Annotated in this window: 10 protein-coding genes and 5 pseudogenes; 6 read left to right on the top strand and 9 right to left on the bottom strand. The window is 56.9% G+C overall.

Translation table 11 applies throughout. From position 1 onward, the window contains the following. Nucleotides 1-768 (top strand): 4'-phosphopantetheinyl transferase superfamily protein, encoded by a 768-nt coding sequence (locus tag AB6803_RS28745; RefSeq protein WP_371112100.1) that lies wholly within the window; start codon nt 1-3, stop codon nt 766-768. Here AB6803_RS28745 and AB6803_RS28740 read toward each other — a convergent pair. Genes AB6803_RS28740 through AB6803_RS28720 form a run of 5 tightly spaced genes read right to left on the bottom strand, consistent with a single transcriptional unit; the run spans nt 728 to nt 9,961 of the window. Continuing rightward, nucleotides 728-1,213, bottom strand: a complete 486-nt coding sequence (locus AB6803_RS28740; protein ID WP_371112099.1) for a MaoC family dehydratase — start codon at nt 1,211-1,213, stop codon at nt 728-730. The two genes, AB6803_RS28745 and AB6803_RS28740, sit on opposite strands and share 41 nt — an antisense overlap. Continuing rightward, nucleotides 1,210-2,361 (bottom strand): FAD-dependent monooxygenase, encoded by a 1,152-nt coding sequence (locus tag AB6803_RS28735; RefSeq protein ID WP_371112098.1) that lies wholly within the window; start codon nt 2,359-2,361, stop codon nt 1,210-1,212. Before AB6803_RS28735 ends, AB6803_RS28740 begins: the two co-directional genes overlap by 4 nt. Then, nucleotides 2,358-4,046 (bottom strand): AMP-binding protein, encoded by a 1,689-nt coding sequence (locus tag AB6803_RS28730; protein ID WP_371112097.1) that lies wholly within the window; start codon nt 4,044-4,046, stop codon nt 2,358-2,360. The genes AB6803_RS28735 and AB6803_RS28730 overlap by 4 nt, the downstream gene beginning before the upstream one ends. A gap of 37 nt (nt 4,047-4,083) precedes the next feature. Next, on the bottom strand, nt 4,084-4,650 hold the full coding sequence (locus AB6803_RS28725; protein ID WP_371112096.1) for a cupin domain-containing protein: 567 nt from the start codon (nt 4,648-4,650) through the stop codon (nt 4,084-4,086). A 16-nt stretch (nt 4,651-4,666) separates the two neighbouring features. After that, on the bottom strand, nt 4,667-9,961 hold the full coding sequence (locus tag AB6803_RS28720) for an SDR family NAD(P)-dependent oxidoreductase (RefSeq protein ID WP_371112095.1): 5,295 nt from the start codon (nt 9,959-9,961) through the stop codon (nt 4,667-4,669). A 298-nt stretch (nt 9,962-10,259) separates the two neighbouring features. On the opposite strand from AB6803_RS28720, the pseudogene dnaE2 reads away from it, so the two are divergent. After that, nucleotides 10,260-10,992, top strand: a pseudogene (gene dnaE2 / locus AB6803_RS28715) (error-prone DNA polymerase); the annotation flags it as partial. Between the two features lie 128 nt (nt 10,993-11,120). Here the strand turns inward: dnaE2 and AB6803_RS28710 are convergent. From AB6803_RS28710 to AB6803_RS28695, 4 genes and pseudogenes are all read right to left on the bottom strand, one after another. After that, nucleotides 11,121-12,329: pseudogene (locus AB6803_RS28710) on the bottom strand (hypothetical protein); the annotation flags it as partial. A 146-nt stretch (nt 12,330-12,475) separates the two neighbouring features. Next, nucleotides 12,476-13,231 carry an IS21-like element helper ATPase IstB gene (istB, locus tag AB6803_RS28705; RefSeq protein WP_371112094.1) on the bottom strand — a complete coding sequence of 252 codons (756 nt, stop codon included), beginning with the start codon at nt 13,229-13,231 and terminating at the stop codon, nt 12,476-12,478. A gap of 14 nt (nt 13,232-13,245) precedes the next feature. Further along, on the bottom strand, nt 13,246-14,757 hold the full coding sequence (gene istA, locus AB6803_RS28700) for an IS21 family transposase (protein ID WP_371112140.1): 1,512 nt from the start codon (nt 14,755-14,757) through the stop codon (nt 13,246-13,248). A 173-nt stretch (nt 14,758-14,930) separates the two neighbouring features. Further along, nucleotides 14,931-16,112: pseudogene (locus AB6803_RS28695) on the bottom strand (hypothetical protein); the annotation flags it as partial. A 258-nt stretch (nt 16,113-16,370) separates the two neighbouring features. On the opposite strand from AB6803_RS28695, the pseudogene AB6803_RS28690 reads away from it, so the two are divergent. The 4 genes and pseudogenes from AB6803_RS28690 (at nt 16,371) to AB6803_RS28675 (ending at nt 18,673) form a co-directional block, all read left to right on the top strand. Next, nucleotides 16,371-17,326, top strand: a pseudogene (locus AB6803_RS28690) (Fic family protein). 131 nt (nt 17,327-17,457) lie between these two features. Then, a pseudogene (locus tag AB6803_RS28685) lies at nt 17,458-17,718 on the top strand (SDR family NAD(P)-dependent oxidoreductase); the annotation flags it as partial. A gap of 46 nt (nt 17,719-17,764) precedes the next feature. Then, nucleotides 17,765-18,073 carry an SDR family oxidoreductase gene (locus tag AB6803_RS28680; protein ID WP_371112139.1) on the top strand — a complete coding sequence of 103 codons (309 nt, stop codon included), beginning with the start codon at nt 17,765-17,767 and terminating at the stop codon, nt 18,071-18,073. Nucleotides 18,074-18,346: 273 nt separating this feature from the next. Then, a complete protein-coding gene (locus AB6803_RS28675; protein WP_007689629.1) occupies nt 18,347-18,673 on the top strand; it encodes a hypothetical protein in 327 nt (108 codons plus the stop codon). Nucleotides 18,674-19,043 lie beyond the last annotated feature (370 nt).

Below are 19,043 nucleotides of genomic sequence, written 5' to 3'. Positions count from 1 at the left end.
ATGGGTAACCTCGCATGTGATTGGCGCCCTGTTGCGGAGTTCCACGGCGCAGTAGATGGCCGTCTCGACATCTTCCTTTGCGAGGACGTCGAGAACGGTTTCTCCGACATCCTCAGCATCCATGAACGCGAGCGATTATCCCGCCTCAACGGGCAACCTGCACATCTTTTTCAAGCCGGAAGAACCTGCCTGCGAAAAGTACTCTCCTGGAAAATTGGGTTGCCACCCCGAGAAATCGATATTCGCGAGACCGAGCTCGGCAGGCCGTTTGTAGCGAATTTGCCCGCTTTCGATTTCAATCTTTCCCATAGTGGGTCATGCGTCATGATAGGGATCTCGGGAGCCGGCTCCATCGGAGTCGACATCCAGCAACGCCGCACCATTCATGTTGACGATATCGGGTACCTCGTCTTAACTGAAACCGAGCGGCAAAAATGCCTCTCAACCGATGCGCCTGAGGCCGAGTTTTTCGACTATTGGACGAAGAAGGAAGCCGCACTAAAGGCATATGGTGCGGGATTCTTCATAGACCCTCGCCAAATCGAGATTAACTCGTGCCCGGCCGCTGATGTCTGGCCGCAGAGCGAGTATGTGGAATTCCCGCCAAGTGAGAACGCTGCTAGATACTATTTGCATCAACCGCCAGCAATTGTCGGGTATTCGACCGCAGTCGCAAGTCAGGTTCGCACCTCAAATCTGATTTTTTGGCGGGGCCAGTTGCGCCAATTCATCGAACACCACCCCGAGCGTGCTCATCGGCGTCGCTGACCAGACTTACGATCTCGCCGTGTACGAGCAACGCGCCATCCTCGTTGCGGAGAGCGCAGCTAATAGTAATGATATCGCCACCAAGGCGATTATCATGCTTGATCTCCGTAATTTCCCAAGTGGCAACGAGCGGTTCGTCTGCCAGGACCGCCCGCCGAAATTTGAAAGAAAACTGCAGACCGAGGCTCGGCCTCAAGTTGCACAGATTGGCCGCTACTGCGCCGGCAAGCAGGGTGGAACTCTGTGTTCCAGCGGCGATGAGCTTTCCGAAACGGGATACGCGAGCAGCTTCTGAATCATGATGTAGAGGGTTGGTATCGCCTGCGAGACGCGCGAATTGCTTTATGCTTTCGGCACTGAACGACACTTCGCGACAGAAACTTTGGCCGACATAGAGAGGCAGGCTGATATCGGTCTCTACTTCTTTCGCTGAAAACACGTTCATGGCAAGACCTTCGCCTGCGGGACCGCAACGAGACCCTCGGCCAGGCAACTCGCGGTGAACGACGGATCCATCTGTTCCAGTTGCTCCAATGTAACTTTTCCAGTCCTAGTCATGTATTGAAACGCGAACTCGATCGGTGAGAGGTTCAATTTGTCCTCGATCGTCTCATACCACTGGATGCTTTGCAGAGCGGTCTGCTGAAGTTCCTCGGCAATTGGCTTATGTTGACGCTCGTACGTCGATAGTGCCGCGACAAAATCGCTTTGGTGCATGTGAATCGCTTGTGCGAGAGCAAATGCGTCCTTCATCGCGGCTCTCGTCCCGGAGCCGATGCTGGGGTGCAGGGACTTTAGAGCATCGCCAATCAGGGCAACATTCCCGCAGGCCCACCGTGGCGTCCAGACAAGTTTCGGTCTGAACCAAACCGAACGATTTGAACGAAGTCCCGATCCTTTCAGATGCTCTGAAAAAACGGATGAGCAGAAGTCAAGACTTTCCCGCTCAGACATTTGATCCAGGCCGGCTGTACGATATGTCGTTGGTGTGCATTCGACGACGAACGTGTTGCGGTCAGGTCGATATCGGTAAGTATGCCCGATCATGAGCCCAAAAGGCGTCTTTTGAAATATCAGTTCTATGCCATCGGTGGGGCACTCTGAGCCGTACCAGATCATGAAATTCCGGCAGGGTACTGTTTTCGATTCAAATGACTCATGGCGCCTCACAAAGCTGTTTAAGCCATCCGCTCCGACGATCATATCGAAGCCTGCCAGGTCTGCGTTGTTGCTGATATTGCTACCGTGAGTGACGTCTACCCCGCTCGACAGAGCCCGCTCCGTTAACAATTCGAGCAGACGTAGACGGGCCACCCCGAAAAAATCGTTTCCGCGGACGACAACCCGTTCACCCTGATGGACAATTGTCAGGTGAGGAAGGTATTGGGATGCTGCCCGAATAGAACGCCCCAGCTCCGGACCAACTGTCTCGATCGATTTCAGCCCCCCGGCGGAGAACGCCACACCGAACCCGTAGGTCGATCCCCTTGGGGATTTCTCAAAAACCGTCACGGCATGCGACGCATCGAGACGCTTGAGCGTTGAGGCGAAATACAGACCCGCAGGTCCGCCCCCAATGACCGCGATCTTCATACGCCCTCCGAGATATTGACATCGAGGGACTGCGCTGGCTGATCCTCCAGCCTCATGCGCTCGGCTACCATGCTGCGCATGGCCGCCTTGTCGACCTTGCCAACCCGTGTAACGGGAAACTCCGAAACCACCTCAATACGTTCTGGATGCTTGTAACGAGCCAGTCCAGATTCAGTCAGAAAGCGCCCGAGCTCAGCCACACTTGGCGAAGGTTGCCCGCGTCTGAGCACGAGAAAAACACATGCTTTTTCACCGAGAAGCCGATCAGGCATGGCGACGATTTTTGCGTCGACAACGGCGGGATGGCGGACGATTATGTGCTCGACTTCTTCGGCGGCGAACTTTTCGCCTCCTCTGGAGATATTGTCCTTTAGCCTGCCAAGAAATGTGAAGCTTGTTTTGCCGCTTACGTTCGCGGCTTTCACGATATCGCCAGTTCGATAGAAGCCATCCTTTGTGAATGCCGTCGAATTCAGTTCCGGTGCATCGTAGTATCCGCGGATCATATGTGGCCCGCGAAAACATAGTTCGCCCTCCTGACCTTCGTTTGCGGGAGCCTCTCCGTCGATCTGAAGGACCTGAATCTCATCCCTGAGACCGGTCGGATATCCAGTAGTGGCGAATCTCAAGTCTCGAGGATCCGCTGGATCGCACGTCATCAACAGGCCCTCGGTGATACCGTAAAGGTTCACGGTGGGAACCCCGACATGGCGTTCGATCGCATCGGCGCGATCAAGCACAAAGAGCATTCTCATTGAGCGTAAATCACGCGTCGATATGTCTTCATCGTCAAGCAGGCTTTGTGCTATCGGGCCGATGCTGCCAGCATAGGTGACTTTGTTGGTTTCAATCGCGTCCAAAAATTCGCGTCGGTCGAACTTGCTTTGCAAAACCAGTGTCCCACCCGTGAGGATGATGGGGAAAACCATCACGACCATCGCCGCGTTGTGAATGAGTGGCAAGGGCCACAGCGCTATGTCCGACGAAGTTAGCCGGTGGCGTCGAACCACGCTGCTTGCCTGACCGAGATACTCTCCGTGGAACCGTGGAATGATCTTTGGGACGCCGGTTGATCCCCCTGAGAGCTGTAAAGTCAAAACATCGCGTGCGTCTGGCTCTATTCCGGTTAACTGGCTTCTCGCGAGGTCATACGTCATCGAGGTTGCAAGACAGGATAGCGAGCCTTGGCAATCCCCTGTCGAAATGACCCGGGACACGTGCCCATGCCGTTCAGCCATGTGGTTGGCGAAGGCCACCAGATCGAAGTTTGGTGAAAAATCCCTCTGGACAAAATATGCACGCGGCCTTGTGCGTTCGATCATGGCCGCTATTTCGTGCTCTCGATGTTGGGGCAGGGTGCATACCGGGATCAAGCCCGATTTGTAGCAGCCAAAGAGGGCAAGCAAGGTGTCTTCGACCGTCCCCATCTGGAAAATCGCACGGTCCCCCGGACGCAATCCAGATGTCAGCAAGGCGGCGGCGAGCACCTCCGTCTGCCGGTCGAATTCCCCGTAAGTCGTCGTGCCCTTGTCCGAAATCAACAATATTTTATCGCGAAGTGTCCGCGCCCGATCACGGATTAGGTTTCCGGCGCTCTTCTCGAGCGCGCAACCTTCATTGAATGAGACTGCGATTTCTGCCTCGGTGGGGTAGGTCACCCCCTTGATCGGGTATCGAGCGTACATGGGGAGCACTCCGGCGGATCGCTTTATCCGTCACCGTCTAATCGGCAACAGGCTTGGTGTAGTCCTTCAAAACATCATCCCGGTAGGTAACAAACTTGCTGTGAAGCGCGCGGATTCGATCGAGCTCTGCGTCACTCAGCACCCTCGGCTCTTGGCCTTCTGGGACGGATGTGTCCCGGAAATATTTCTCGATTCCGGGCTTGGGAAACAGCCACAAGAAATCAATGTCCTCGGTGCCCGTATTGTCGAGGCCTGCCCAGGAATATTGCGGAATAAAGACGATATCGCCAGGACCGACCTTCTCTCGCGTATCGCCGAGAATGGCAGTTCCCGTACCGGAATTGATGATCAGCATTTCCTCTGCGTAGTCATGTTTGTGGACATGGACAGACTTGCCCGGCGGAAGCTTCTCGGAGCCAACGACAAATTGTTTCGCGCCTCCGTTTTTCTCGTCGATCTTCATCAAGAAGGAGTAGCCCCAGTTTCGCACCAACCGCTCACCTTCGTGAGGTGACACCACCATTCCCTTTTGATCATGCGCGTTCGAGGTCGAAACGATCGTCAGTCCGCTGAAAAGCGAGAGAAAAAGAATTTTCTTGATCATAATATTTCCTCCGGGTTCAAGCGCTTTCGAACACCATGTCGCTCTGCAGGGCTTTGTCTACGAATTGCGCGATCGCATATACGGAAGGGCTGTTCCAAAGAAGGGTTGGGGGGAACTCAAAACCATATCGCTTACGCAACTTCACCCTTAGGGAAACTGTCATCAGAGAATCGACGCCCATGTCCACCAGCGGCCTCTTCACCTCGAGATTATTCTCGTCGGCCTTTAGCTCAATTGAAACGAGGCGCCGAATGTCTCCGATCAGCCACTCGAAGCGGTTGTCTGCGGGAATATCGAGGGGGGCCTCTCCGGTCGTCGGTTCGTCATCTTGCCCTGCTGTGAGTTCGCTAAGAACGGGAAGATCGGCTGAATATATGTCTGCCGTCGGGGTAAAGATTGCGGCGTAGGACAGGTTCAAGTCCTCGCAGTAACGCCATGCCTTTAGCGCTGCCTCACGCTCGATCGCCTCCAGACCCCTTCCGCGTGCCTCGACCATTGTCGCATCAATCGACTTGGACATACCCAAGCCGCGCCATGCCATCCATCCGAGGCTGATCGAGTCCGCGCAGGACGAGCTGTTCCGAAACTTGGCCAGAGAATCGAGAAACGAATTAGCAGCGGCATAGCATGCTTGTCCGGTCAACCGGGCGATCTGCCCCGACGAGGAAAACTGCACGAAGAAATCGAGTGACCCAGGCGGAAACAGGCGATGTAAGTTGGCCGCGCCCCCGACTTTTGCTCCGAAAGCCTCGCTAAGAGAGGCCTTCTCCACTTCGCCGATGGTTCCGCCGTCAAATATGCCGGCCGCGTGAACAATGCCCTTGATCGGTGGAAGCGAGTTCGCCAGCGTTGCGAGATTTGATTCGACACTGGACGGATCGGCGACGTCCATGCTTATTGGCAGCACCGTTGCTCCGCTCTCTTCGATTTCGAGGATGTTGTCGACAATGGTACGTTCCGCTAGATCGTTCACGCTGTCCCAATCGGAACGGGGAGGTAGCTGTCGTCGGCTTGCAAGAACAATCCGCCGCGCTCCTCTGCTCACGAGGTATCGAGCCGCTTCGAGTCCGAGAGCACCCAATCCCCCCGTGATCAGATACGTGGCGTTTGACCGGCACTCCATCCACCCGGGGCGCCTTGTTCGGCCATTGCCTTGCTCAGATGAGGCTGGGACGAGCCGCAAGGCCCATAAACTTCCATCATCAATATTGATAACATCCTCGTTCGCGCCGGACCCGAACGCACGCAGGAGCCGATGAGCGCTTTCAACATCCAGCGCTTCAGGCTGAAGATCAAATGTTCCGGCCCAGAGATCGGGTCTCTCGCCAGCCACGATGCGGGCGATCCCCCACATTGGAGCTTGAGCCAAGGCGCCCTCGGTGTCGCCGGATCGAACTCCAGATGTGACACAAAGCAAGCGGGCGTGCTCGAATTCAGAGGCGTCCAAGAGGAGACGCTGGGCGGTGTCGATGAGAATCCAGGCATTGCGTTCGGCGGCAACCTCTAAGGCTTCGCCGGGGCGCGGCGGAGAGCCGTGGACGACAACATAAAGCTCGGCACCGCTCGGAATGGCGGACGCGCTGTCGACGAATTGGAAATCAACATCGGCCTGTTGCAGTGCTTCAACCAACGATTGGGGGCACTGATCATCAGATCCAACAAACACGATTTTCCGGGGCGTAGGCGCATTTAGATCGCCAACTGGTAACTGCAGCCAGGTCTCCGCAAAGACAATGTCGGTGGTTCTGCTCGTGAAGTCGCGGACACCGTCGAGTACCCCGAACAGAACTCCTTCCATCGAACCGACGATATGGCCACTCTCACCAATGATTTCGACACACAGGAGGCAATCCTCGCTGCTCGGTGTGTCGGCATGACGTGTTACACGCACCGAGTAATTCGCTGGCGGCATCCCAATTGCGATTACCTTGCTAATGCGCGAGGGCATTCGCAACAGCGCATCGTCGGGGAGAAGAAGCGGGCAAATTGTCAGCGCAGCGTCCAACACTTCTGCCCAATCATGAGCGGTCCTTGTTCGCTCGTCGGCTTCTGGAGCAAATGATGCCCATATCTCGTGCTCGCGGCGATGGAGTTCCAACATCTTCCATGGAAATCCATATCCGCCAATACCTCGTCGTTTATAGAGCTCCTCTACCTTCTCCCATGACCAAAATTCGCCCTGCTGCTCCTTCGATATGTCGAGTCTTGCCGTCGGAATGGCGTCTCGTTCGATATCTTCGACGCGCGCCACTGTATGCGTGGTCCAGGACCAGGCGCTTTCATTATCGACGTCTTTCCGACGTGTCGAAATGCTGATTGTTTCGCCTTGGCGAACAATTTGCACCTCGAGTGGGCTATCAACCGGAATAGGAGTGCGCAGAGCAATATCTGACAGCTCACCCAGCTCGCCGTTCTGGCCTGCGGCAGTCATCAGGCTGTAGAGGAGGGCCGCCGCGGGAACGATTTCGACGCCAAACAGCGGGTGAGACCCGGGATAAGGTCTGGTCGAGTATTCCAACTCTGTTCGCCAGACGATTGCGGGCGGTGAACTGCGAACATGTTCAGGTTGGCCAAGTAATGTATGCGAGCCGGGGGCGTGGCCGCCACTCCGAGCCCCGCTCGAAACGTTGGTCGACGGCCAAAAGGTTCTGTGCTGCCATGACTGTGTAGGCAGCTCGATAAGATTGCCGATTTGGTGGATCTGGGCCCAATCAATATCGTGCCCAACGCTAAAAAGGGTGGACAGAGACGCCAGCATTGACATCATCTCAGGCTTATTCGGCGCTAGCGTCGCGAGAACGGCCACCTCGTCACGACCGGCCACGTCAACAGTCTCACGGATTGATGGGGCAACGATCGGGGCCGAAGATACCTCGAGGAACGCTGTGAAGCCGTCCTCAAGTGCGGCGTTCACTGCATTAACCAGTTGCACAGCGCCCCGAGAATTGATGGCCCAGAAATCTTCCCCGCGGTCGTCCACTGAGCGTGGGTCGTCCAACGTCGTCGTGTACAGGGGTATCCGCGGTCGGCCTGTCCTGAGATGCGCCGCAGCAGCGCGAATGTCGTCGAGGAGGGGGTCGATTTGGGGGCTGTGGAAGGCAGCGTCGATTGTTCCTACCTTGCGAACTACAATCCTTTCTTTCTTCCACGCGGACAGGATTTGATCCAATTCATCAGAGTCGCCAGAAATCACCGTCGCGTTCGGGCTGGCGGCAATAGCGGCAACGACGCTGGTATTTCCAGAAAGTCTTGCCTCGGCCTCTTCAAAAGGAATACGCGCCATCGCCATCGAACCATTCCCGGCCAGGCGCTGGTAAATTCCAGCGCGGCGGCAAGCAAAGACCGCTGCGTGGTCGACCTCCAGAGCTCCAGAAGCAACTGCTGCGGCAATTTCCCCGACTGAATGCCCGATCACGGCGCCGGGATAGAGTCCAAGACTGTTCCAGACCTCGGAAAGCGCAACTTGCACCGCGAACGTCAATGCCTGCACGCGCTCGACAGTGCTCCAATCGCTTTCCAAGAGAGCGTCGCGAGCCGAATATCCGAGCTCGCGTTGAAATATTGGCGCCAAGGAATCAATCGCGCCGGCGAAGACAGGATTTTCCGAAAGAAGCTCTCTGGCCATTCCCTCCCACTGCGCGCCGTGCCCCGAAAAAACCCAAACCGGTCCTGCTTTCGTTTCGCCGCTGGTCTCACCTCGAACTACATCGGGGCCTTCCTCGCCTTCCGCGATCGCCGACAATCCTTCCATCCACGACTCGATCGATGAAGCGATAATCACTGCACGTTTGTTGAGATGGTCACGCCGTCGACTTAGCGTATAGCCGATCGAGGTTAGATCAGTGTCCGGATTGTCCGAAATCCAGCGTACGAGCTTGCTGGCGTTGGATTGCAGCGAAGCATGCGAGCGTCCGGAAATCGGAAAAACCTTAAGTCCAGGTTCCGCTATCGTGGGCAGTGATGGTGCTGCAGCGTCCCGCGGCACCGTGGGGGCTTCTTCAACGATCGTATGTGAGATGACTCCGCCGACGCCAAAGCAGGATACCCCCACGCGGCGAGGTGAAACGTCCGACGGCCACGGCGTTGGTTCCGAAACGACGCGCAGGTTTGCTTCGACCCAGTTGATCTCGTCATTCAGTTCGGAGTGAACGCTTGGAGGAATAGTGCCGGTTTGAAGTGAAAGAACTGCCTTGATCAAACCAACGATTCCTGCCCCAGCTTCGAGATGTCCAATGTTGGGTTTGGCAGAGCCGATCAGGCAGGGACCCTCTCTATTCTCGCCGAAAACCCGCGATAGCGCGCTGATCTCGGCCTTGTCGCCCGCCTGAGTTCCTGTGCCGTGTGCTTCGACATATGATACCGATGACGGAGTTATGCCGAAACGCTCATATGTTTTGCGCAGCATTGCTTCCTGTGCTTCGGGATTGGGCGCCATCATGCCCGCGGTTCGACCGTCCTGGAATATTCCACCGCCACGCACGACCGCCAGAATATGATCCTTGCTTCGTGTGGCATCCGACAGGCGTTTTAGAACGACAAGGCCCGCGCCTTCGCCGCGACCATAGCCGTTGGCACTTCGGTCGAATGCCTTGCTTCTCCCGTCCTTGGCCGTAGCGCCGGCTGCATCAAGTGCGAGCATCATTCCGGGATTGGACATGATGTTCACCCCGCCGACGATTGCGAGAGGAACTTCGTTGCGCCACAGCGCCTGGCAGGCCAGATGCAAAACCGTGAGTGATCCCGCGCATGCGGTGTCGACGACCATGCTCGGACCGCGCAAGTCCAGCACGTAGGAAACGCGGTTGGCGATACCAAACAGCATAGAGCCATTCATCGTCCATGGTTGGATCTCCGCCAGATTGGACATCAGCCGGTGGCCGAAATCGAAAGAATTTGCAGCGACATAGACGCCGACGTCGGTGCCCTTTAGGGAGGAGGGTGGTATGCCCGCACGTTCCAGTGCTTCCCAGCTCAACTCCAGTACGACCCGCTGTTGCGGATCCACAAACTCTGCTTCCCGCGCCGACATCCCGAAGAAATCGGCATCAAATCCCTCTATGTCCGTGAGGAATGAGCCTAAACGTGTCGCGGAAGACAAAGCTGCCGCGATTTTCGGCGATGCCGAATTGTACGCGTCCCACCGCTTCGCAGGAAGCTCCCCCACCGTCACTCGCCGTTCGACCAGAAGTTCCCAGAATTTCTCCGGTGTATCGGCGTCTCCTGGAAAGCGGCAACTCATACCGACGACTGCGATGGGTTCAACGTCTTCGGTCGTGTTTTCGATTGAAACTTCCCGAGCCAGAACATTCATGGAGACCTCCTTACAGGCAGGCGAGACAGCACGGCGAAGCGAAACCGTCAGTAGCCTTCGGTTGATTCAGGGGTTCAGCAAGATGCTATTAATTCTGCGGCTTTCGGCACGCATAAGCGCGGCGAAAATCAATCCACTGAGGCAACGAGAAAACGTTCGTTGCATTGCACGAAGAGAAAATCATGCAGTGCACAATTTTGTCAACGCCTGCGTGTGTAATCGTCAGGATAACCAATAGTAATTGTGGGCGATGTGGCTACGAACATAGTCGGCTATCGATCCTCTGTCGCCCACACCCATGGGAACGGCCGATGCCTTTCTGCCGTCGCTGGAGCTCGAACGCCGCGACGCGCTCTGGGCGATCAAGGCGCTGCGCGATGAACCCTTGCCGTTGTTTGCGGCGGCGGCCGAACGGGAGATGGCTGCAATCGCCGAGCAGCAGGAGCCGGAGGTCGCACTTCGGCAGATGACGGACGGGCATAACGTCATCGAGGACTACAGCCATACCGGGCTGACATTGCGGCAGCATCCGATCGCCTTCCTGCGCAAGGAACTCGCAGCGCGCAACGTCATCACATGTGCCGAGGCGATGAGTTCGAGGTATGGGCAGTGGGTCTATACCGCTGGACTTGTCCTGGTTCGGCAAAAGCCGGGATCAGCCAAGGGCGTCATGTTCATCACCATCGACGACGAGACCGGGCCGGCCAATCTCGTCGTCTGGCCAGCGCTGTTCGAAAAACACCGGCGGATCGTCCTCGGTCCTCGATGAGGGCGATAATGGCCGGATTCAGCGGGAAGGGGAGGTCGTCCATCTTGTTGCCCATCAGTTGTTCGACCTGTCAGGCGACCTGGTTGGTCTTGCAGATCGCGACGAAGAGTTCAAACTGCCGGCCGGCTGACGTGATGAGTTTGCCAGAGGCGGAGGGCCTGATACACGGGATAAGCCCAAGCCGGTTTTAGCCCCGCGCGACATGTTCGTGCCTGCCCTTCACATCGATGCGCTGAAGGTGAAGAGCCGGAATTTTCATTGATACGCGGGACGGAATAACGGGTCGTAGGTTCGTATTGGTTCAAGGCGTGACCAAATCCTTCGATCAGATGCAGTGTGTTGTTTCAGCATCTGATCGAGTTCCTTGCGGTCCTACTTTATCAGGCCGAGTTATGCAGCCTCCCAGACTTGGTTCAATATCTTTGCCGCCAAGGCCGCTTTGTCCTGCGGCAGGAAGCGACCGTAGTGCTGCTGTACCACGTCCGGGGTGTCCTGGACGGCATAGCTGGCCTGCTCATAAGAGCCAGTCTGTTTCAGGATGTGGGTTGCGAGAATATCCCGTAGGTTATGTGGCCCATGCGGCAATAAGCCCCTAATGGCGCCGCGGCCGGTGTAGGGGTTATAGATTCCGTATCGCTGAATCACGGTCCGCCAGGCCTCATAGAACGTGGCCGAGTTGTAAGCCGCGTCGAGGCTGGTCGTTTTCACCGTCTTGATGAACAGCGTGCCCGGATCCTTGGCACTGCCGAGCAGCACACCGCGATGCTTGTCGATGTAGGCCCCGAGATATTTGTAGAGGTCGAGCAGATCCGGAAGGATCAACCTGAACGGCTTCTGGCCGAAGAAGGATGAGCCGGAGTTCTTGAACGCGACCGACGGGATCAGCACTTCCCATCCATTATCGCGGTCGCTCCAGCGCAACTCGCCGCATTTCACGTCCTCTAGCCGACGTTCCGAAGTCGGGAAATGCCCGCGCGGGCAAACGCGCAACTGGCGCAGATTTTTCTGCCGAAGGCCGAGATGCAGCCCAAGGCGTAGCAACAGGAACGACCGCACGGCCTCTGCTGCCGGTCGCGGGTACCGGTCCTCGTCGGGCATACGCTTCAGGATCTCATCCGTGATCTTGCGATATTCCGCCAGCGGGCTGTCGGCTTCGAGGATGCACATGATCGGCTCGAACGGATCACGATGGACCCGCATGACCCGCTGGATTTCCTTTGAACGGTTGGCCGCATGCCGGTGAAACGCATCGCAGGCACCGTTCCAGTCGCGCGCCGCAAATTCGATCTCCTCCGATGCGATCAGCCCTTCGATTGGTCGGATGTTCTTCAGAAGTTCCGGATGCTGGCGGATCCAGCCCACCTTTGCCCGAGTGAGAGCCTGTGCCACCATCAGCATGTCTTCTTCCCATTTGGTACAGAAGCCACGCCGCTGTTCGCGCCACCGTAGGTACCAATCCCAGACGCCGGGGAAGACGAGAAGACCAAAGCTCAACTGGTTGAGCGGAACACCGCGTCCTTTTACGATTCCGGACGGGGAGGCGGCGAGTGCGCCAAACATCAAGCCGAGATGTTCGATCTTCTGGGAAGCGGTTTCTTTGCGCATTCCGATGAAGCCGGCCACCTATTCCGACATGAAGCCGGCCACCCGTTCCGAATTCATCCGGCCGCGATTCCGGCCTGAAGCCGGTCATCTCAAGCTGAACTCTGGGTCTTCGCAATGAATGGATCCTGATTGTCGTGTCGTCAAGCCTGGGTTGTTTCCGCGGTGGTGACGGAACGTTGTTTTCCCATGCTCTCGCCGGACAATTCGATGCGGTATGCATTGTGCACGAGGCGGTCCAGGACGGCATCGGCGATAGTCGGATTGCCGATCATGTCGTACCAGTGTTCGACGGGCACTTGGCTGGTGACGATGGTGGAACGCTTCTCATATCTGTCCTCGACGATCTCCAAGAGGTCACGTCTCTGCTCGTCATTGAGCTTCTCTGGCCCCCAATCATCGAGAATGAGCAGGTCTGTTCTCGCCAAAGCCTTGAGCATCTTTGGATATCGGCCGTCCCCACGCGCCAAGGCCAGGGTGGCGAACAGTCTGGGCAGGCGATGATAGGCTACAGAGAAGTCCTCCCGGCATGCCTTGTGTCCTAGAGCGCAGGAAAGCCAGCTCTTGCCGACGCCGGCAGGTCCGATCATCAGTATGCTGTGGCGCTGCCGGATCCAGTCGCATCCGGCAAGCTTCAGGAAGAGATTGCGATCGAGGCCACGGGTAGCGCGAAAATCAATGTTCTCAAGCTGGGCATCATGGCGGAGGTTTGCGGCCCGAGCCCTGGTCTCGAAGCGCTTCTGGCGTCGTGACGTTGTCTCTCGCTCGAGAAGAAGCGCAAGCCATTCTTCGTGCTCGAGATGCCTGACTTCCGGTTGCGTGTCGAGTTCTTGATAGGCGCTTGCCATGCCGGAAAGGCCGAGATCGCGCAGCATGTCGATGGTGGGATTGGTCAGCATGATGGATTGTCTCCTCAATGAAAGTAGCCGGGACCGCGCAAGTTGGCGTGTTCCATGACGGCGGCAGGCTCGGTGGAAGGTTTTTTGCCTTTGTAGGTGGCGATGAGCGAGGCGATGGTCTTGCTGTTCAAGCCGCCGATATCGACCGCGCGTGCTGAAACGGCCTCGGCGCGGTCATGACCGATATCGCGATAGAGACGCAGAATCCCCAGGCATGTTCTAAAGCCCTGTTCCGGATGCGGACGGCTGGCGAGAATGGCGATGATTAGTCCTTCGGTCTGCGGCCCGATGGATGCGCCCCATCGTCTGAAGCGCTCCGGTGTCCATTCGGCATATCGGCGGTGCGAACTCGGCATATGCGCGGGGTCTGTTCCATAGCGCGGACCACCATAGCGGCGCTGATGCACGGCAACGCGTTTGCCTCGGTGGAAGATCTCGATCATCCGTGCGGTCGCCCGGACATCGACTTGGCTCCGGATGAGGCTGTGCGGGACGGAATAGAAAAAGTTCTGGAATTCGACGTGATAGTCCGTCGACACCCGTGCCAAGCGCCATTCTGCGAACTCGTAGTGCTCGATAGGCAGACCAGCGAGTGCTGCCCGTTCGACTGCCTCAAAGAGGTTCCGACGACTGACGCCCAACCGGCGCATGACGTGATTGTTGATGCGCTCCAGCATCTGGGCGATCGCGGCATTGGCTTCAGTGAGCGAGAAGAATGTCTGTTTGCGAAGACGGCCGAGAATGCAGCTCTGGGCGAACTTTACGCCATTCTCCACCTTGGCCTTGTCCTTCGGGCGTCGCGGACGTGCTGGCAGGACGCCAACGCCATAATGAGCAGCCATGACCCCGTAGCTGCGGTTGATCTCCGGATCGTAGAAGCTGGCGCGGTTGACGCCGGACTTCAGATTATCAGGCACGATCAGCCGGGGCACACCGTCGAGGAAGGTGAACATGCGGACGTGCGACCCAATCCAGTCCGGCAGGGTCTGGGTCCATGTGGCTTCCGCGTAGGTGTAGCTCGACGCGCCGAGCACGCCGAGGAACAATTCCGCCTCGCGGATCTCACCGGTCTTGCGATCGACGATCGGCACCTTCTTGCCGGAATAATCCACGAAGACTTTGTCGCCAGCGATGTGTTCCTGGCGCATCGTCGGTGACAAGCGCTTCTCAAAGCCACGGAACAGCTCGCAAAAACGGCTATATCCATACCCATCAGGATAGGCGCTGCGGTATTCCTCCCAAAGAATCAGCAGCGTCACGCCTGGCTTCTTCAGCTCGATCGAAAGCGGTCCCCAGTCGGGCTCTTGGCGCAGTCGCTGGCCCTGCTTGACGCCGGGGTGGACGAAGAGCTTGGCCTCCAGAACATCGTCTGTCAGGTCGCTGGCGAGGGGCCAAGTGAGACCTGCCATCGCAGCTCGCTTCAAATTGTCCTGCACGGTGCTGCGAGCAATGCCAAGCATCACCGCAATCTCGCGGCTACTCGTTCCGCTTCCCGCAAGCCGTAGCATTTGTCGAATGTGTCGCATGGTCAGCTTTCTTTTTGCAGGCATTAAATTCCCCTCGTGGATATCGAGGGGACACATGCCAAGGTTGCTGACCCAGGGGAACTTGAGTGCCGGAAACTGGCCGGTTATTGATTGGAATGGTGGCCGGCTTCAAATCGGAATGGTGGCCGGTCAATGATTGGAATGGCGGCCGGCTTCAGAGCGGAATCCGCAGTTTCTTCGCCCCAGACACCGTTACGCTGAAATCCGATTGCCGTCAGCGTCGAGGTTTTGAACCGAATAAGATCAGCCATCTCCATGGCAAGCTTCGGCGGCGCGTCGACAACGCCGGAGAGCAGGTCGGGATCTTCGAGTTTCTCAGTGACATTCTGGTTGGTGCCGGTCGCCGGCGTCAGAGACCGAGGCGAGAGCGAACCGCCGCCATAGGTGACGCCAGGAAAACGGATGGCATAACGTTGCTTGCTGGCCGCGGCTTGGTAGCGGCGATATTCGGTCGAGCCGGAGATGATCACCCGACGCACCCAGTCGAGTATCTCCTCCCGCTTAGTAAAGGGCAAGCTGCTGAAATAATCCGGCAGATGCAAAGAAATCCGCCGCCGCTCTGCCGGACTAATATCGCCGAGATCATGACCGTAGAGGGAGCGCGCCTGGTGCGGCAGCTTTGCTTTGAAATATCCTTCTGACAACCGATAACGCTGCTCGATGCGGCGCAGGATATCGAAACTCGCAACGGACTGCGGCACGCGTTCGCCCCGGATCCAGGACAGTAGGGTCTTGCTGTCGAATGTCTCGTTCAACCGGACGACGGCGCGGTAGAGCTGCCAATAGCTGTCGCCGAACCGGCGCATATGATAGACCAGCGTATCCTGAAAACCAATCGGATCATCGGTCGCTTCGAGCAAAGGCTCCGGAAGCGGGCCGATAGGTTTCGGTGCAGGTCCGCGCGGCGTGGAAGCAGATTGGGTAAAGGAGCCGTCGACCGCAGCGCGTTGTGGTTTTCGCGTGGAGGATATTGCTGCTGTCGGCTTAACCTGCGTTTCCTTGCTCGATCGAACAAGAACCTTTTTCGGTCGGACCTCTTCGGCTGCAGGCGGCGCTCTGAGCCATCGGATGAGCGCGTCCAGGCCGACGCGGAGTTCCTTCTTCAATTCTGCCGTCAAGTCGTCTTCGAGCCCGCACGCCTGTCCGATCGTTATCCAGTCGATGCGGCCATTTAGGATTGGCGGCGGCTTGCGGTAGATAATTAGGCTGATGAGGTAAAGCCGGATACTCTGCAGCACCCGCTTCGGTACAATCGGCGCAATACGCTCCTCGCAGAGTTCCGAGATTTTTCGCTGAAAACGACGTGATGAAAGATCTTGTTTGGTCATGCTCATTCCATTTTTCTCGGCACCAGTGCCGAGGGCGAGCGGGAATAGGAGCGCAGTTTTAAGAAATAATGTATGGGAGGACCGTCCGTCGGTTGACGGCTAAATCCATTGGCCCCGTGATCTCATGGAATTAGCCTGGAGCCAGGCGCCTGCACCTGACGCAGTGACAACGGTCTACGTTAATTAAGCGTGCTTACCTAAGCTTGACGCTTATTTAAACAAAGGGGCGCTTGCTTAAATAGCGGACGGAATTCATATTAGGCTATGTCTGATTCAGAACCTAATTTGCGCCTCGGCCGTTTTGTCGAAACAACAGCAGCAAGCGAAACAGTGCGGGCGTTCGTGCCTCCGCCATTGCCGCCCGAGCCATCCATCGATGTCCTTTCCCTATTGGAGCGCCTCAGTCTGGCAGAGCGTGCGCTAGGTCGCCTGGATGGCATCACAATGCTGCTCCCGCGCCAAGAGCTATTCCTTTACATGTATGTGGGGGAGGCACCAAGGATCCAGGAGAGTTTCGGCGCTCCCAGAATTGGATTGGTGGCACGCGACCCGGTAATGCACTCTTCGTGCCACCACCCGTGACGGAATTGGGCGGCTGCCTGGCTGCGTTCGAGCGCTTTATGCATGACGATCAATCACGGTTACCGGCACTGATCAAAGCCGGCCTCCTGCATGTCCAGTTCGAAACGATCCATCCATTTCTCGATGGCAATGGCCGTATAGGTCGTCTGCTTGTCACTCTTTACCTGTGCATGAACGGCGTTCTACGCAAACCATTGCTCTACCTCAGTCTTTACCTCAAGGCCCATCGAAGGGAATATTATCGATTACTGCAAGAGGTCCGTGAACATGGAAACTGGGAGGCTTGGCTAGACTTCTTCCTGACAGGTGTAGCCGACACCGCCAACCAAGCATTTGAATGCTGCCACTCGGATTGTCGATCTTTTCAAGGAGGACAGGGAGAAAATCACAACCGAGAGCGACAGAGCCGGATCGGCCTTCGTATTCACGAACTCTCTCAGCAAAACCCCTTTCATACGGCAAATCAGATCGTTCAAATGACAGGCCTTTCCGCGCCGACTGTCAATGCAGCGCTCGCTGACTTGGAGCGTCTGGGGATTGTCGAGGAGGTGACAGGTCGCAAGCGTGGCCGTGTCTTCAGCTACCGTAAATATCTCGCAATCCTAAGCGAAGGCACTGATCCGCTGCCTGTTACGTGACTAAAATCACGGGTCGTCGGTTCGAATCTCTTCAAGACCACCGATAATGCTGCTGTCTAACCCGGACGATCTATCTCTCATGCATGGCGGTCTCTGCCACTTCGACCACAGGCGAAAACACGTACTCCAGAATGCGCCGTCTACCCGTCTTGATCTCGGCGGTAACAGTCGTCACCGGCGACGCGACACGGGAAGCAGACATTGCCGGAACGATTCGCCAGGCGATGGCGCGGTTCGGCCGGCTCGACGCCGTATTCAACAATGCCGGTTTACAGGAACGGCGCGCGCCTCTCGCCGAACAGACCGATGCTGTCTATACGCAGGTGTTCGATACCAATGTCCGGGCGCTCTTCCATGCCATGCGCCACGAAATCTCGGCACTTCTCGGTTCGGGCGGCGGCGCGATCGTCAACAACACCAGCGTCAGCGGTATGAGAAATCCCAATCCGGGCCTATCAACTCTACGGCGCCTCGAAGGCCGCAGCCATCTCGCTTACGCGAGCGGCGGCAATGGGATATGCTCCCTCTGGCATCCGAATCAATGCCGTAGCACCGGGTCGCGTCGTCACGGACATGATGCTTGGCGCCGGTATTGCCGACACGCGTTCCGTCGCCGCTGGCCTGCCGTTGCGGCGGATGGGCCATCCGCAAGAGGTGGCTGCAGCCGTTGTCTGGCTGTTGTCGGACGAGGCCGGCTATGTTATCGGCCATGTTCTTGCAACAGATGGTGGTTTTCTGGCGGGCTGAGATGGGAAGACCGCTCAGATCTCGATCCGATCTGACGCTCACCTGTTCGCTTACCTGGACTTCATGGTCGACGTGTACGTGCGGTGGATTGTGAACTGGAAGGTATCGGACGCAGCGCGCAGTGACTTCAGTTCTGCATGTGCTTCCGCTTCATGGCGAACCGCGCGCTTCCCACGCAGCCCTTTGTCACGACAGTTGCAGCGTGGGAAACAGCCGACCATATGGGTTGATGCTTCCCGCTTTGACCGTCATAAGCTCTGGAGTTGACTGAAGATGCTGGACATCTACTACGCAGGCCCCTTCACCACGCTCATGCCCCGGAACCCCGGTCATCTGGAACTCGCAGGTTCCATTGATCTCCGCGCGCACCGTTCGCTTGCCACCCTGTTCGACAAGGGCCGTCAGGCTGGTGCCGATCTCAGATACTTCGAAGACTCGATGCTGAAGCCTGCGCAGGTAACGATGTTGCTGGAGACCTTCACGGCGAACGTACGCGAATTGCAAGGGGATCGGCAGGCGCTAGCTGCATTCGACATGATGCGCGGCCTTTTCGAGGGGGCGGTGAGCAGAGGTATGGGGCTCGTGGCTTTCGCTGATTGAGCGCTTGGCGGGAACGCTCCGGATAGCCGGAGTCGGAGATACCCATGGGTCAAGCGGCGTACGCACTGCAGAACAGGTTTGCTCCCCTTACGACTGTCTTGGCTGTCTCGTGACGAGAGGAGGTTATGACATTTTTCCGTCGCTACTACAAAGTAGGTCAGCTTCAAAGTTCCATAATTCAGATTTACGTGCGATTGATTAAATATTTGGAAGATATAGGCTTTATCCACCTATCGATCGATTAGCGCTGGATACCAGTCGCAACCGTTTCCCGCCGATTGGCGTCGCCTTCATCACCTTTTCGCACGCAAGGGTCCAGTCAACGAGATGGCGTGCTCGATATTGCGCAGGGTCACGACACTTCACGAAC

The sequence above is a fragment of the Rhizobium sp. RCC_161_2 genome, from assembly GCF_041355235.1.
GTDB lineage: Bacteria > Pseudomonadota > Alphaproteobacteria > Rhizobiales > Rhizobiaceae > Rhizobium.
This window is presented reverse-complemented; position numbering and strand designations above follow the sequence as displayed.